The following is a 14,879-nucleotide window of genomic DNA, read 5'->3' as shown; positions in this document are numbered from 1 at the left end:
GTCCGCCGATGGGTTCAGTTCCCCCGTGTTCGTGATCGATGAGCGGGAGTGCGCGTCGCCGGAGGAAATGAAGGGCATCAGGAAGGAATCCTTCGACGAGATCACACGCCGACGCATCGTGGGGGAATTCGAGACCCGGCCGGTCCGTGAGGGCGAACCCCCGTCGACCCTGCCTCGATGGCCGGAGTACAGGCGGACCTTGGAAGAGTCGGAGGCGGAGTAGCCGTGACGATGCGCGTGTTCGACTCGTGGCACGACTGGAACACCGGACGCCGAGAACTGGCACTCCACGCCCCCTCAGTCTCACTGGAGCGCCTGGACGCGGCCGTGGAGTTCGCCCGGCGGTTCCACGGGACCCAGCGGCGGCCCGCCGGGGAGCCGTATGCGGAGCATCTCTTCGAGGTCGTGGAGATCCTGGTGCTGGGTGCCGGTATCCATGATGAGGATGTGCTGATCTCGGCGGTGCTCCACGACGTGGTGGAGGACACGGACTGCACGATCGAAGAGGTCCGGGAGGCGTTCGGCCCCCGCGTGGCGGAGCTGGTGGCCTGGGTGACCAAGCCGGATCCCGCTCCCGGGGAGGACCCCGGCCCGGTCCGCCTGCGGTACCTCCACAGCATCCGGTCCGCCCCGCAGGAGGTCGTGTCGCTCAAACTGGCCGATCGCTACAGCAATGTGCAGAGGCTGGGGACGCATCCACGGCCCGAGAAGCAGCGCAGCTACTACCGCGAGACATGCGAGAACGTCCTCCCGCTCGCTGCCGGGATTCCCTGGTTCGAAGACACCTACCGCTCCTGGCGGGACGCCTATCGACACCTGGACACCCGCCCCGCCTGACGGAAGGGGCCGCGCCTCCGGCCCGGTCGAGGACGGAAGCGCGGACCCTACGGCGTACGGCGATGGGTCCCGGTTCAGCCCTCGGCCGCGAACTCCACGAAGGCCGCCCAGGCGGGGGCGGTGATGAGGCGCTGATCGTCGCGCGCAGTCGGGGGCAGCGGCTCCCGGACGTCGAGGCCGACTGACAGACTGGGGCCCATGCCTCCGTCCAACCCCCGCCGCCTCTCCCTCCAGCAGATCATCGAAGGGCAGCGGCGCGCCGCCTTCGTCGGGCGGCAGGCTGAACTCGACCTCTTCCGACGGAACTTGACGACCCCGCCCGAGGACCCCCGGCACCGGTTCGTCTTCCATGTGCGGGGCAACGCGGGGGTCGGCAAGACCTCGCTCGTACGGGAATGGCGTGAAGCGGCCGGGGAGTTCGGGGCCGTCACCGCGTCGGTCGACGAGAGCGCGGACTCGGTGCCGGACGTACTCGCGTCCCTGGCCGAGCAGTTCGCCGAGCAGGGGCATCCGCTGAAAGCGCTGGACCGGCTCCTCGGCACCTACCGGCGGGCGCTTCACGACGCGGCCGGTCGGCTCGCGGCGGACAACGAGGCGTCGAACGAAGGGCCTTCGGCCGGGGCGCTCGCCGCGGCCCAGGCCGGGCTGATCGCTGCCGGGGCGATACCGGTCGTCGGGGCGCTGGCCGGGGGCATCGACCCGGCGGTGCTGGCCCGGGGCGCGGGCGGGCTGCGGGCGGTGTTCGGGGGGCGGGCCCGGCAGCAGGAGGAGGCCCGGCTGCTGGCGGAACCGGTGCGGGTCCTCACCCCGGTGTTCGTCGCCGAGATCGACCGGGTCGCGGACACCGTGCCCTGGGTCGCCCTGTTCCTGGACACCTACGAGCGCACCGCGCCCCAACTGGACCGGTGGCTGACGGACTTGCTGGCCCCCGGGCGGTACGGCGAACTGCCCGCGAACCTCGTCCTGACGCTGTCCGGCCAGCGCCGCCTGGACCCCCTGCACTGGGGCGACCGGGTCCGCATGGTCGCCGACGTGCCGCTCGCACCGTTCACCGAGGCCGAGTCGCGCCAACTCCTCACGGGACGGGGCGTGGTGGCCGAGCCCGTCGTACGGGAGGTGCTGCGGCTCTCCGGCGGGCTGCCGGTCCTCGTGTCGACGCTCGCCGCCAACCCCGGCGCGGCCGGTGAGGCGAACGCCACCGCCGTCGAACGCTTCCTGGCGGGCGAGGGCGACCCGGCCCGCCGGGCTGCCGCGCTCGCCTGTGCGGTGCCCCGCCGCTTCGACGAGGACCTGGTCGCCGTGGCCGTGGGCGCACCGCAGGACGGGCCGCACGCCGTGTCCGGCCTCTACGAATGGCTGCACGAGCTGCCGTTCGTCGCCGAGCGGCATTCCGGGCACTCCCGCTATCACGCCGTCGTCCGGGCCCCGATGCTCCGGCTCCAGCGCACCGGATCGCCGCAGCGCTGGAAGGCGGCGCACGACCGGCTGGCCGAAGCCTTCGCGGCGCGCCGGGACGCGGCGGCCGAGGGCATCGACCCGGAACGGCTCTGGGCCGAGCAGCCCTGGCGTCGGGCGGCCCTGGAAGTGCTCTACCACCGGCTCTGCGCCCGCCCCCGCACCGCGCTGCCCGAGGCCCTGCGCGCCGGGATCGCGCTGTGCGACCAGCGGCCCTCCCGCGTCCGGCACTGGGCCCAGACGCTCGGGGAGGCGGGCGAGGACGCCGACAACGCCGTACTGCGGGACTGGGGCCGGGACCTCCTCGCCGCCATAACCGATCACGGCCCCCGCCCCACCGCCGTACTCGGACTCCTCCTCACCCGCGCCGAGTTGACGGACACCGACCGGGCGGCCGCCCTCGTGGCGCGGGGCTGGGACCGCTTCCGGGCCGGGGAGTCGGCCGCCGCGCTGTCCGACCACGGGCGGGCGATCGCCGTGGACCCGCGCAGTGAACGCGCCTACCAGGGAAGGGCGGTGATCCTGCGGTCGCTCGGCCGCTACGAGGAGGCGCTCGCGGACCTGGACCGGGCGGAGGAGATCGCCCCGGCGTGGGCCTGGGCGGTGTACGAGCGGGGCGAGACGTACCGCAGGACGGGCCGGCTGGAGGAGGCCCTGACCGTGCTGGACCGGGCCCACGCCCTGGACCCGAACGCCCCGGTGCCGTTAGCCAGTCGGGGCCTGGTCCGCCACCGCCTGGGCCGGAACGAGGCGGCGCTCGACGACTTCGACCGGGCGGTCGCGCTGTGGCCGGAGTACGGGTGGGCGCTGGTGCGGCGGGCCCGGGTGCGCACGGCGCTGGGCGACCCGGTGGGCGCGCTCGCCGACCTGGACCGGACCGAGGAGCTCACCCCCGGGCTGGCGGGGACGGAGGGGGAGCGGGGCGAGGTGTACCGGGCGACGGGCCGCCACGAGGAGGCCGTCGCCTGCTACGACCGGGCCCTCGCCCTGGACCCCGACTACGCCTGGGCGTACGGCAGCAGGGCCCTCGCGCTGGAGGCCCTGGGCCGCCCGGCGGAGGCGCGCGCGGACCTGGACCGGGCGCTGGAGCTGGACCCGGGCTACGCGTGGGCCAGGACTCAGCGGGAGCGGCTGGGCGGGGGCGGGAGGTCTTAGGCTCGGGGCATGCGCGATGTGCGGGCGGTGCTGATCGGCGGGACCTCGAACACCGGGAAGTCGACCGTCGCCCAGGCGGTGGCGGAGCGGCTCGGCTTCGAGCACCGCTCCACGGACGGGCTGGCCCGGCACCCGGGACGGCCGTGGCGTACGCCGGGGCACGAGGTGCCGCCCCATGTCGCCGAGCACTACGCGACCCTGACCACCGACGAGCTCATCGACTCCGTCCTCGCCCACTACGAACGGCTCTGGCCGCGCGTCGAGGAGTTGGTCACGGCCGCCGCCGCGCGAACCACCGGGCCGGGCCTGGTGCTGGAGGGCTCGGCGCTCCGGCCCGAACGGGTCGCACGGCTGGCACTGCCGCGTACGGCCGCCGTCTGGCTGACCGCCGAAGCCACCGTCGTACGCGATCGGGTGCGGGCGGCGGGGCGCTATGGGGAGGCCGCGGACGGGGAGCGGCTGCTCATGGACCGGTTCCTGGCCCGCACCGGCCGCTACCAGGAACTGATGGTGGAGGCCGTGGACGCGCTCGGGCTGGACCGGATCGACGTCGGGGCCCTGCGGACGGTGGACGAGGCGGCCGACGCCGTTCTCGCCGCCGTGGCGCGGCAGGGGGACACGCCCGGACCGTAGGGCCCGAGCCCCCACCGGCCCGGTCAAAAACGACCTGCGGGACGTCCCTCGACATACCTGTACGTACCCCGTACCGCTCCCCGGTCGCCCCCTCTACCCCCCGTTCCCGTTCGATTACAGTGCTGGGGCGGTCGCCCGCGGAGGCCCGCACAGGCGGCGACCACGGGGTGTCGGGAGGCGGCGGGGTGAGCACAGGGACTGCGGCGGTCTGGGGTCGGCGTGAGCAGCAGGACTTCCGCAGCCGGGTGCGCGGGGCCCTGCTCGGCGGGGCGGTCGGCGACGCGCTCGGAGCGGGGGTCAGCGGGCTCGCGCTGGAGGAGATCCGCGAGGCCCACGGGCCCGAGGGGGTCACCGACTACGTCGTCGCGTACGGCAGACGCGGGGCCGTCACCGCTCTCACCCAGCTCACCCTGTTCACCGTGGACGGGCTGATCCGCGCCCAGGTCCGCCGCGACACCGGAGCCTGGCATCCGCCCACCGACGTGCACCGCGCCCACCTGCGCTGGGCTGCCACCCAGCACGACTGGGGGCCCGACGAGCGGCGCAAGGACAACGGGTGGCTGGCCGCCGAGGAGTGGCTCTACGCCCGCCGCGACCCCACCCGGGAATGCCTCGGCGGCTTCGGCGACACCGTCATGGGCACACTGGAACGCCCCAAGAACCCCACCGCCCGGGACGCGGCCGCGCTCACCCGGTCCGCGCCGTTCGGGCTGCTCGTGGGGTGGGAACCGCAGCTCGTGCTCCAGCTCGCCGTCGAGTGCGCGGCCCACTCCCACGGCCACCCCGCCGCCCAACTGGCCGCCGGAGCCTTCGCCGTACTGGTGCACGGGCTGGCGCGCGGGGACACCCTGGACGGTTCCGTGCAGCACACCCTGGGGCTGCTCACCGAACGCCCCGGCCACGAACCGGTGACCGAGGCCCTGCGCCAGGCTCTCGGGTCCGTGCGGCAGGGCATCCCGGGCCCCGCCCTGATCGAGGCGCTGGGGGCGGGCGACGCGGCCGAGGAGGTGCTCGCCGGGGCCGTGTACTGCGCGCTGGTCAGCGAGGACGTACGGCACGGGCTGCGCCTGGCCGTGAACCACGGCGGGCCCTCCCGCGCCACCGGGTCCGTCTGCGGGGCGCTGCTCGGCGCGCTGCACGGTGAGACCGCGCTGCCGCCGGCCTGGCTCGCGGAGCTGGAGGGCCGCCCCACCCTCCTCGAACTGGCCGACGACTTCGCGATGGAGATGACCCAGGGCCCGGCCCTGCACAGCCCGAGCGCCGCCGCCCCCGGATGGCTGGCCCGCTACCCGCGCGGGGCGTGAAGCGGGTCCCTTTCGGGGGAGGGGCTCTCAGCGCATCAGTTCGCCGGCGTTGACCAGCAGGGACTGCCCGGTGATCGCCCTGGCCCGGTCGGAGGCCAGGAAGGCGACCGCCTCCGCCACATCCCCGTCCGTTGCCAGCTCCGGCAGGGCCATCCGCTCGGTGAGCCGGGCCAGCACCTCGGACTCCGGTACGCCGTCGGTGTGCGCGGTGAATTGGACGTACGCCTGCACCGGCGGGCCCCACATCCAGCCCGGCAGCACCGTGTTGACCCGGATGCGGTGCGGCCCCAACTCCCGTGCCAGCGAGTACATCGCCGACGTCAACGCCCCCTTGGACGCCGCGTACGCCGCCTGCCGCACCTGGGAGGGGGCGGCCACCGCGGACTGCGTGCCGATCACCACCACCGAACCGCCGCGCTCCTTGAGGGCGGGCAGGCAGGCCCGGGTCATCCGCAGCGTACCGAGCAGGTTCACGTCGATGACCGACTGCCAGGTGGTGAAGTCCGCGTCCTCCAGGCCGCCGAAGTAGCCGTCCCAGGCGGCGACATGGACCACCGCGTCGATCCCGCCGAACCGTTCGACCGCCAGCGCGGCCAGTGCCTCGCACTGCGCCTCGTCGGTGATGTCGGTCGGCAGCTGGGCGGTGTGCCGGCCCTCGGGGTCGATCTCCGCCGCCGACTTGGCCAGGTTCGCCGCCGTACGCGCTCCGAGCACCGCGCGCCCGCCGTCCCGTACGACGGTCTCCGCGACCCGATGGCCGAGCCCCGCGCCGACGCCCGAGACGACGACGGTCTTCCCCGCGAGCAACATCGTCGCCTCCCGGCTCTGGTCCTTTATCTGACGGAGCGTCAGAGTAGGGGGCGACGGGGGCGGATGGAAGGGGAGGGGCGAGGCGGATGGAAGCGGAGGGCAGGCGACATGGCGGTTGAGCGCGGGAACGATGCCGACAGGTACGCGGAGCTGGCGGCCGTGGGGCCGTACGGGGTCCGCCCCGGGCATGCCCTGATCACCATGGTCGAACCGCATCCGGGCCACGAGTACGCGTACAACCGCTGGTACGAGGACGACCACTACTACGCGGGCGCCACCGCCATGCCGTGGATCTTCGCCGGCCGGCGGTGGGTGGCGACCAAGGACCTCCAGGAGCTGCGCTATCCGCAGAAGTCGGCGGTCGCGCAGCCGGCCGGGGCCGGGTGCTACCTGTCGACGTACTGGGTGACCGAGGGGCGCTACGACGAGCACATGAAGTGGACCGTCGCCATCAACAAACGGCTCAACCGGGACGGCCGGGTCCACCAGGACCGGACCCACGTCTTCACGGCCTTCCAGGACCACGAGGCCACCGTCTACCGCGACGGAGCCGCCGGACCCCGGGACTTCCACGCGCTCGACCACCCGTACGAGGGACTGGTCCTCCAGGTCGTCGACGCCGAGGGGCCCGAGCGCCGGGCGGAGCTGCTGGAGTGGCTGCGCTCCCGGCACCTGCCGCAGCGGCTGAGCGGTTCGCCGGCGGCCATGGTGACGGTCTTCCGGCCGGTGCCGCTGCCCGGGGACCGTATGGCGTACGTGAAGCAGGTCGAGGGGGTGGGGACCCGGCTGACGCTGCTGTGGTTCCTCCAGGAGGATCCCCGGGCCTGCTGGGAGGCGCACTTCACGGGGCTGGACGCGGCGGTCGCGGAGGCGGGGCTGGGGCGGGTCGAGCTGGTCGCCCCGTTCGTTCCGACCGTGCCGGGGACCGATCGGTACGTCGACCGGTTGAGGTGAGGTCGGGGGCCGGGCCGGAGGGCCGGATGCGGGGGCCATGGGCCGAGCCCCCTCGGCCAGGACGGCGGACCGGTCGAGAGGGCTCCCTCAGGTGGTGCGGGTGATGCGGATAGTGCAGGTGGTGCAGATGACGCGTGTGATGCCGGCGATGCGTGGCGACAGGCGTCGGTCAGGCGTCGATCAGGCGTTGACCGTGCCCGCGGCGACGTCACGCACGAACGCGTTCCACGCACCGGGGACGAAGGTGAGCGAGGGGCCCTCGGGCGCCTTCGAGTCACGCACGGCGATGGACAGAGCGACGGGGGACTTGACCTCGACGCACGCGCCGTTGCCCCCGGAGTAGGACGACTTCGTCCACATGTCCGTAGCACCCTGAAGAATAGCCATGTTCACTCCGGTTCAGAGAGTTGGGTGAGTAGCACCAACCTGATTCCCGGTTGGCGTGATCGACGCTACTCGCCAAGCCCCTTCTATGAGATGGCCGTTCACTCGACCGGATGGCATATTGCCTACAACCCTTACGTCGTGAGTCGGCGGCGGTGTATGGTGCCGCCGCCACTCACTCGGTGCCCGCCGGGGTCCGGTCGAACGGGCGGTGCGATGTCCTGAACCAGTCGGTGCGGGACACGGGACATCAGTTGATCTTCACTCGGCCTCAGTCGACTTCACCCGTCCTTCAGCCGGTCCTCAGTCGGTGTACGACTTGGCGATCTTGCTGATGAACTCCCGCGTCTGCTCCACGTTCAGCGCCTGGGCCCGCAGGTGTTCGTACATCACGCTGTAGCGCTGCACGTCGTGCGCCTTCTCCAGATAGAGATCGCTCGTGACGCCCTCGATGTAGACGACGCTGGAGTCCGCGGCGTCCGGGAACTCCAGGATCGCGTACTGCCCGTTGATCCCGGGGTGCGCCCCCATCTCGAACGGCAGCACCTGCACGGTCACATGAGGCAGGTGCGACTGCTCGATGAGGTGCTCCAACTGGTCGATCATCACCTGCTTGTCGCCGACCTTCCGGCGCAGGGCCGACTCGTCGATGACGGCCCACAGGCGCAGCGGGCTCTCCGGCGCGTTGACCCGGTCCTGACGCCGCGACCGTACGTTGACCCGCTTCTCGATGTCCGACGGCGGGGCCTCGGGAAGCGCGCCGCTGATCAGCGCCTCGGCGTACGCCCGGGTCTGGAGCAGGCCGGGAACCATCTGGGGTTCGTACACCCGCAGCGATTCCGCGTCCGTCTCCAGACCGATGTAGACGCTGTACGGGATGTCGCCGAAGGCGTGCCACCAGCCCTGCTGACGCGAGTCCTTGGCCATCTGCATGAGGGAGTCGACGATGCGGACGTCCTCGACCTCGTACACCCCGCAGAGGTCGCGCACGTCGCGCTGGCTGATGGAGCGGCGGCCGTTCTCCAGGCGGCTGATCTTCGACTGGGAGACGAGCAGGCGCTCCGCGACCTCCTCGGCCGTCATGCCTTTGATTTCGCGCAGGCGGCGCAATTCCTGGCCCAACCTGCGTCGCCTGACAGTGGGATTGACGTTGGACGGCACGGAAACGGCACCTCCGGCTATGTAGCTGTGCGTATCTACTGCTCAGCAGATTGCCACCCCTTGCCCCGGCCGCGCTGGGAAACGGCCACAAGCAGGTGCGTGCGGTATAAGCACCCGGCCGCGCACCGGAGCACGCACCGGCGCGCGGGACGGCGTGCGATACGGCGCGCAAGCGCGCGGGGCAGCCGGTGGATCCCGGCTGCCCCGCGCGTGGTGCGGCTCCCGAACCGGGTCTGTGACGACGGTGCGGCGGTGTGCGGTTGTCCGCCGTCCGCGCGGTCCTCTGCGCGGCCTGCGGTCGTGCTCGGTGGTGCGGTCGTGCGGTTCTGCTCGGGCGTGCGGTTCCGCGGTGCTGCCCGAGCGTGCCGGGTCAGCTCGCGGCGGTGTGCGCCATGCTGCCGCGACGCGCCTGTGCTTGCGGCTGCAACGGAACGCCCGCTGCCTGCTGCGTACGGCGCGGCTGGACTGCCACACCGTTCTGGACGTCCATCACGGCATGCGCCACGAGGCCGCCCATGGGGTCGTGCCTGATCAGGTCCCGGAGCCGGGAGCGCGACGAGCGCCCCTCGTTCCCGGGGTACAGATGCTTGCCGAGTCCGACCGCGTGGGCCAGTGCGGCGAGTGCCGCGGTCCGCGGGTCCGGCGGTACGCCGGTGCGGATCGCGCTGTCCAGCCGGGCCCTGATGTCCCGGCTGATCGCCGTCTCCGTCGCCTGGTAGCGAGTCGTCGGCAGCACTCCGCACATCTGGCCCGCCACGGCATGAACCATGCCGCACCGCTCCAGATGAGCGAGATAGATCTGACGCAGCCCCAGCCGGGGCCCGCCGATCCAGTGGACCGCCCGGACCGGGCTGCCACGACGGCGCAGCAGCTCCAGTGCGGAGTCCAGTGTCGGATCTCCTGTCGGCCGTGGCATCACCACGGCGATACGATCCCCGTCAGGGGCTATCCGTCCTGCCAGAGCCAGCTCCACTAGCTGTGCCCCGGCCAGGCCGAGGTCGAGCGACTGCGGCTGCGCTGTGGTACCCGTGGTCGGGTCCAGAGCGAGCAACAGAAGCTCCTCCGGGATTGTTCTGCGGCTCCTGCCCATCCATGCCTCCCCGCGTGGATGTCTGACAGGGTGACCCCTCTCACATTGGTCTGTCGAGAGCGCCTGACTGCTTTGTATGGGAACCAGTAGGTATGTCGTTCTCGTCTAGCAGCTCGGCCAGGGGTTCACACAGGACACTGGTAGATGGTTCGGACAGCGCGGGGTGTGCCCCGCAGCGCATGAGGAGGCATCGGTGGCGGGCGAGTCCCCCGACAAAACGGAGCAGCGGAAGTCGTCGGGGACGGCTGCGGAGGAACGCGACCCGCGCTTTGCGGTGTTCCGCGATCCCGATGCGGGTGCAGATGTAGATGCAGATGCTGGTGCGGCTACGGCCGCCGACGCGGACGCGGCTACGGCTGTCTTCCGGCCCCGGCTTTCGGAAGAGTCCACGACGGCTGCTGAGGGCACTGAAGGCACTGAAGGTGCTGGAGTCAGTGCGGGCGCTGACGGTGCTGAGGGCGCTGTAACGCCTCAGGGGCCCGTAGAGGGCTCCGAGGACCCGAAGGGCCCCGATGCGGCTGTGAAGGCTTCTGAGGGCGACTCGGAGGGCGAGGGCACGGCCGGGAGCGGCACGCGGGACGAGGTCGACGCCGGGGCCGATGCCGAGGCGGGCGAGAACGCCGACGCTGACGCCGGGGCCGAGCCGGAGCCCGGAGACGTACGGCTGCGCGCCGCCGTGGCCGCGTGGGTCGACGCCTCGGCCGAGGACGATGACGACACGGCGGACAAGCCGGCCGGAGACGTTGACGCGGAGCCGGAGTCGGAGCGGGAGCCCGAGCGGGATGCCGGTCGCAAGGCCGAAGCGGCCGAAGAGGCCGAAGGCGAGCCCGAGGCCAAGCCCGCCGAGCAGCCCGACGCCGAGACGCGGACCGAGACTGCCGAGACGCGGACCGAGACTGAAGCCGCCGGTGACGCCGAAGCCGAAGCTGACGCCGGTGACGCCGCCGAAGCCGACGCCGAGGCCGGTGACACCCCCGAATCCGGCTCCGACCTGCGAGGAATCGATCAGCCCACGGCGGTCTTCAGGGCTATAGGGCCCGCCGGGAAGATCGACCAGCCGACGACCGCGCTGAAGCTCTCGCCGCAGCAGCTCCAGGAGCTCCGCGAGCTCAAGGCTCCGGATGACGACAAGCCCGGGGGAGCGCCCCGGAGCACCTCCCCGGCCGGACAGAAGAAGCCGGAGCAGAAGAAGGCCGGGCAGGAGAAGGCGGACCAGAAGGACCAGAAGGAGCAGTCGAAGCCGGGTCCGGGGCCGGACCCGGAGAAGCCCGAGAGCCCCGTCGAGCGCACGAGCACCTTCGTACCCCTGCGCTCCGACGACGTACGGTCCGCCCCCGCGCCCCGCAAGCCGGAGACCGGAGCGCCCACGGGCACCGGCGCGTCGGACGCGGATCCGGCGGCCCCGGCCGCCTCAGGGACCCCCGGGCCCTCCACGCGGCCGCCCGCCCCCTCCTGGGCGGCCGCCGAGCGGACCCGGCAGCAGCCGTTGCCGCCGAGGCCGCCGCTGGACCTGCTCGCCGAGCTGACGAACACCCCGCCGCCGCCCGAGACCCCGGTTCGTACGGCGGTTCGCCGGGTCAAGATCTGGACCCCGCTGGTGCTCCTCCTGCTGATCGTCTTTGCGATCGTACAGATGGTGCGCCCGCTGCCGGAGCCGGTCCTGGAGCTCACGGCGAAGCCGACGTACACCTTCGAGGGCGGCGAGACGAAGCTCTCCTGGCCGGGCCAGGGGCAGTCCGCCGTGATGGTGGACGGCGTCGGGTCGCTCGGTACCGAGGGGGCGCAGAAGCCGGCGCCCATCGCCAGCGTCGCGAAGGTCATGACCGCCTACGTCATCCTCAAGGAGCACCCCCTCAAGGGCGACGAGGCGGGCGAGACGATCACCGCCGACCAGAAGGCGGAGGACGAGTCCAAGAACGCGGACGAGTCGGTGGCCCCGCTGACCAACGGCCAGAAGCTCAGCCAGCGCGAGATGCTCCAGCTGCTGATGATCCCCTCGGGGAACAACGCGGCGCGGCTCCTCGCCCGCTGGGACGCGGGCAGCGAGGACAAGTTCATCGACAAGATGAACGACGCCGCCAAGGACCTCGGGATGGCCGACTCGACGTACACGGACCCGAGCGGGCTGGAGAAGACCACCGTCTCCACCGCCACCGACCAGCTGAAACTGGCCCAGGCGGTCATGCGCAACGAGGTCTTCCGCAAGATCGTGGATATGCCCGAGGTCGAGATCAAGGGCATAGACGGCAAGATCTACAACAACAACACGCTGCTCCTGGAGTCGGGCGTGAGCGGCATCAAGACCGGGTCGTCCACCCCGGCCGGCGGCAACCTGCTCTGGTCCGCGAACACCAAGGTCGACGGCAAGATCCTGTGGATCTACGGAGCGGTCATGGGCCAGCAGGCCGGAACCGGCCGGGTCTACGACAGCCTGTCGCTGTCCCTGAGCAACAGCCTGAAGCTGATCAAGGACGCGCAGGAGGCCCCCACCTCCGCCACGGTGGTGAAGAAGGGCGACGTGGTCGGGTACGTCGACAACGGTTTCGGCGCGCGGACCCCGGTGATAGCGACGAAGAACCTCAAGGCGGTCGGCTGGTCCGGCCTGGAGGTCGAGCTCAAGGTCACCGACAGCGGCAAGGGCATCGCGCACGCCGCGAAGGCCGGCAGCGAGGTCGGCATGGTGACCGTGGGCACGGGCACCGGAAAGGTCACGGCGCCGGTGGTCCTCCAGGACGACCTGCCCGAGCCGGCCTTCGGCGACAAGCTGACCAGGATCGGCTGAGCGCCCAGGGCATCGCGGGCGCGCGGAGCGTCGCGGGCGGGGAGAGGAGAGGGGTGCGCCCCCTCCTCTCCCCGCCGGGCCCATGTCAGGAGCATGTGTCGGAGGTACGTGTTAGCGTCCCCGGACAACTGGAGGACGCCGGGACGCGTCCTCGAAGACGTACGGGGCCGGCGGAGGACGGGGAGAGCCGTAGTGACCACCGCGGAGCCGAAACCCGGCCGCGAGGCGGACAGCACCACCGGCGAGGCTGCCGGAGGCGACGGCATCCGCAGGGGCGTCGACAGCGGCGGTGAAGCCGGCAGTGGCCCGGCCGTCCGGCTGCCGTCCCCGCGCACCCCGGGATCCGCTGTCGAATCCCCGGCCGAGAATCCGGCGGAATCCGCATCCCCACCCTCACCCCTACCCACATCCCCATCCCCATCCCCGCCGCCGAAGACAGGGCCCGGGACCGGAGCGCCCGAGCCGCCCACCGCGGCCCGGCGGCTGCTCCGTCACCCCGTCACCATCGCCACGGCGGCCGCGGCCGTCACCCACGTGCTGTGGTTCCTCTTCTTCGCGAACGGCGGCGGCGACCTCGCGGCGCAGGACGCCTGGGCCGAGTTCGTCGGCCGGCACCCGGGCACGGCGTACAACCTGGCCTGGTACGGGGGCATGCACCCCGTCTCGTACAGCGTGGTCTCGCCGTATCTGATGTCGATGCTCGGCGTCCGGACGACGATGATGATCGTCGGCACGGTCTCGGCCGGGCTGACCGCGCTGATCCTGGTCCGGGTGCGGGCCGTGCGCAATCCGCTGGCCTGCTCGCTCGCCGGGGTGTTCGCGTACCTGTGCAACGCGCTGTCGGGGCGGGTGACGTTCGGGCTCGGGATGATGTTCGCGGTCGGGGCCGTCGCCGCCGTGTTCTGCTGGCCCCACCGGTGGCGGTACAAGCGGTGGGCCAAGGCGGCCGTCGCGGCCCCGCTCGCCGCCCTCGCCACCGCGTCCAGCCCCGTCGCCGGGCTCTTCCTCGGAGTCGTCGCCGCCGCGCTCTTCCTGCACAAACGACGCCCCGGCGCGTACGCGATCGGGCTCGCCCCGGTCGCGGTGGTGGGGCTGTCCTCCCTGCTGTTCCCGTTCTCCGGTACGCAGCCGATGTCGCTGGGGACGGTGGCGCTGCCGTTCCTGTTCTCGGTGCTCGTCTTCGTCCTCGTACCGCGCGACTGGAGCACCGTCCGCACCGCGGCCGCCGTCTACGGCCTCGGCACCGTGCTGACCTACTTCGTCGACTCGCAGATCGGGTCGAACGTGACCCGCATGGCGATGCTGTTCGCCGGGGTCGCGCTGCTCGCCGCCCTGCCGTACTCGGCGCCGCGCAGCCGCCGCTGGTACGCCCTGGTGCTCGCGTTCGCCGGGCTCAACTTCTGGATCGGCTACAAGAGCGTCGACGACATCGTCCGCACCACCCCCGCCGCCTCCTGGGCCCGCGAGCTGGCCCCCCTCGTCAACCAGCTCCAGCAGGTCGGCGCGGAGAGGGGCAGGGTCGAGGTGGTCCCGGCGAGCAGCCACCGGGAGGCGTCGGCGCTGGCCACGTACAACCTGGCCCGCGGCTGGAACCGGCAGGCCGACATGAAGCGCAACCCGCTCTTCTACGACGGCACCCTGGACGCGCTGAACTACCGGCAGTGGCTGGACCGCTGGGCGGTGCACTACGTGGTGCTGCCCACCGGCAAGCCGGACAGCGGGGCCGAGAAGGAGGCGGAGCTCGTCGGGGCGGGGCTGTCCTACCTCCGGGAGATCTGGGGCGACGAGAACTGGAAGCTCTACCGGGTCCTGAGGCCGACGCCGCTCGCCGATCCGCCCGCGACGGTGGAACGGGCGGGCGCGAACGAGCTGACGATCCGCGTGGAGTCACCCGGCCGGGTCCTGATCCGGATCCCGTACACCCGCTGGCTCGGGCTCGTCGACGACCAGGGCAAGAGCCTGGAACGGCCGCAGGAGACCGAGGAGTCCAAACTGCGCACGCAGGAGGACGAGACGGCCCCCAAGACCTACGACAACCTCCACGGCTGCCTGAACAAGATCGTCGAGGACGAACAGCACGGCGACGAGTGGACCGAACTCCTCGCCCCGAAGCCGGGGTTGTACCGGCTGGCGGCCCCGTACCAACTCCAGCCGGGGACACCGTGCCCGGAGGAGCTCAGCTGAGCGCCGGGCGGTCGGCCCGGACGGTTCCTGTACGGCTCTGACTACCGTATGGCTCTGATCCCTGTACGGCCCCGATTCCCGTACGCACGGCCCCGGCCGGGAGAGGGTGCGGCTGCGCCGCTGGCCCAGG

General features: G+C 72.2%; 12 protein-coding genes. 7 read left to right on the top strand and 5 right to left on the bottom strand.

Features of this window, described 5'->3' with window-relative positions; all coding sequences use genetic code 11:
* The first annotated feature begins 231 nt into the window (after positions 1-231).
* A complete protein-coding gene (locus tag ACLJPL_RS22650; RefSeq protein WP_411082764.1) occupies positions 232-837 on the top strand; it encodes an HD domain-containing protein in 606 nt (201 codons plus the stop codon).
* A 74-nt stretch (positions 838-911) separates the two neighbouring features.
* Here the strand turns inward: ACLJPL_RS22650 and ACLJPL_RS22645 are convergent, their stop codons facing one another.
* Entirely contained in the window at positions 912-1,037 is a 126-nt protein-coding gene (locus tag ACLJPL_RS22645; protein WP_411082705.1) for a hypothetical protein, read from the bottom strand.
* On the opposite strand from ACLJPL_RS22645, the gene ACLJPL_RS22640 reads away from it, so the two are divergent.
* The 3 genes from ACLJPL_RS22640 to ACLJPL_RS22630 all read left to right on the top strand — a co-directional run bounded on the left by ACLJPL_RS22640 (position 1,036) and on the right by ACLJPL_RS22630 (position 5,384).
* Positions 1,036-3,447, top strand: coding sequence for a tetratricopeptide repeat protein (locus tag ACLJPL_RS22640; RefSeq protein ID WP_411082704.1), 2,412 nt, complete (start codon positions 1,036-1,038; stop codon positions 3,445-3,447). The two genes, ACLJPL_RS22645 and ACLJPL_RS22640, sit on opposite strands and share 2 nt — an antisense overlap.
* Positions 3,448-3,456: 9 nt before the next feature.
* Positions 3,457-4,080: an AAA family ATPase gene (locus ACLJPL_RS22635; RefSeq protein ID WP_411082703.1), complete on the top strand. Its 624-nt coding sequence runs from the start codon at positions 3,457-3,459 to the stop codon at positions 4,078-4,080.
* A gap of 185 nt (positions 4,081-4,265) precedes the next feature.
* A complete protein-coding gene (locus tag ACLJPL_RS22630; protein ID WP_411082702.1) occupies positions 4,266-5,384 on the top strand; it encodes an ADP-ribosylglycohydrolase family protein in 1,119 nt (372 codons plus the stop codon).
* A 27-nt stretch (positions 5,385-5,411) separates the two neighbouring features.
* Here the strand turns inward: ACLJPL_RS22630 and ACLJPL_RS22625 are convergent, their stop codons facing one another.
* Positions 5,412-6,194 carry an SDR family oxidoreductase gene (locus ACLJPL_RS22625; protein ID WP_411082701.1) on the bottom strand — a complete coding sequence of 261 codons (783 nt, stop codon included), beginning with the start codon at positions 6,192-6,194 and terminating at the stop codon, positions 5,412-5,414.
* 108 nt (positions 6,195-6,302) lie between these two features.
* Between ACLJPL_RS22625 and ACLJPL_RS22620 the strand changes: the two genes are divergently transcribed.
* Entirely contained in the window at positions 6,303-7,148 is an 846-nt protein-coding gene (locus ACLJPL_RS22620; RefSeq protein WP_411082700.1) for a hypothetical protein, read from the top strand.
* 180 nt (positions 7,149-7,328) lie between these two features.
* On the opposite strand, the gene ACLJPL_RS22615 is transcribed toward ACLJPL_RS22620, so the two are convergent.
* The 3 genes from ACLJPL_RS22615 to ACLJPL_RS22605 form a co-directional block, all read right to left on the bottom strand.
* Complete coding sequence (locus tag ACLJPL_RS22615; protein ID WP_411082699.1) at positions 7,329-7,535, bottom strand: DUF397 domain-containing protein; 207 nt, start codon at positions 7,533-7,535, stop codon at positions 7,329-7,331.
* Positions 7,536-7,835: 300 nt separating this feature from the next.
* Entirely contained in the window at positions 7,836-8,693 is an 858-nt protein-coding gene (locus ACLJPL_RS22610; RefSeq protein WP_411082698.1) for a helix-turn-helix domain-containing protein, read from the bottom strand.
* Positions 8,694-9,063: 370 nt separating this feature from the next.
* Complete coding sequence (locus ACLJPL_RS22605) at positions 9,064-9,783, bottom strand: GOLPH3/VPS74 family protein (protein ID WP_093692004.1); 720 nt, start codon at positions 9,781-9,783, stop codon at positions 9,064-9,066.
* A gap of 193 nt (positions 9,784-9,976) precedes the next feature.
* Between ACLJPL_RS22605 and ACLJPL_RS22600 the strand changes: the two genes are divergently transcribed.
* Positions 9,977-12,565, top strand: coding sequence for a serine hydrolase (locus ACLJPL_RS22600; RefSeq protein ID WP_411082697.1), 2,589 nt, complete (start codon positions 9,977-9,979; stop codon positions 12,563-12,565).
* Between the two features lie 192 nt (positions 12,566-12,757).
* Positions 12,758-14,749 carry an MFS transporter gene (locus tag ACLJPL_RS22595; protein WP_411082696.1) on the top strand — a complete coding sequence of 664 codons (1,992 nt, stop codon included), beginning with the start codon at positions 12,758-12,760 and terminating at the stop codon, positions 14,747-14,749.
* Positions 14,750-14,879 lie beyond the last annotated feature (130 nt).

The organism is Streptomyces sp. cmx-18-6 (assembly GCF_046548915.1).
Lineage (GTDB): Bacteria > Actinomycetota > Actinomycetes > Streptomycetales > Streptomycetaceae > Streptomyces.
Note: the sequence above shows the minus strand (reverse complement) of the source record. Positions and strands in the feature narration are given on the sequence as shown.

Excerpts from the sequence above, each read along its gene's own strand:
- ACLJPL_RS22650 (WP_411082764.1), top strand. The coding sequence starts at position 232 with ATGCGCGTGTTCGACTCGTGGCACGACTGGAACACCGGACGCCGAGAA.
- ACLJPL_RS22640 (WP_411082704.1), top strand. The coding sequence starts at position 1,036 with ATGCCTCCGTCCAACCCCCGCCGCCTCTCCCTCCAGCAGATCATCGAA.
- ACLJPL_RS22645 (WP_411082705.1), bottom strand. The coding sequence starts at position 1,037 with ATGGGCCCCAGTCTGTCAGTCGGCCTCGACGTCCGGGAGCCGCTGCCC.
- ACLJPL_RS22635 (WP_411082703.1), top strand. The coding sequence starts at position 3,457 with ATGCGCGATGTGCGGGCGGTGCTGATCGGCGGGACCTCGAACACCGGG.
- ACLJPL_RS22625 (WP_411082701.1), bottom strand. The coding sequence starts at position 6,194 with ATGTTGCTCGCGGGGAAGACCGTCGTCGTCTCGGGCGTCGGCGCGGGG.
- ACLJPL_RS22620 (WP_411082700.1), top strand. The coding sequence starts at position 6,303 with ATGGCGGTTGAGCGCGGGAACGATGCCGACAGGTACGCGGAGCTGGCG.
- ACLJPL_RS22615 (WP_411082699.1), bottom strand. The coding sequence starts at position 7,535 with ATGGCTATTCTTCAGGGTGCTACGGACATGTGGACGAAGTCGTCCTAC.
- ACLJPL_RS22605 (WP_093692004.1), bottom strand. The coding sequence starts at position 9,783 with ATGGGCAGGAGCCGCAGAACAATCCCGGAGGAGCTTCTGTTGCTCGCT.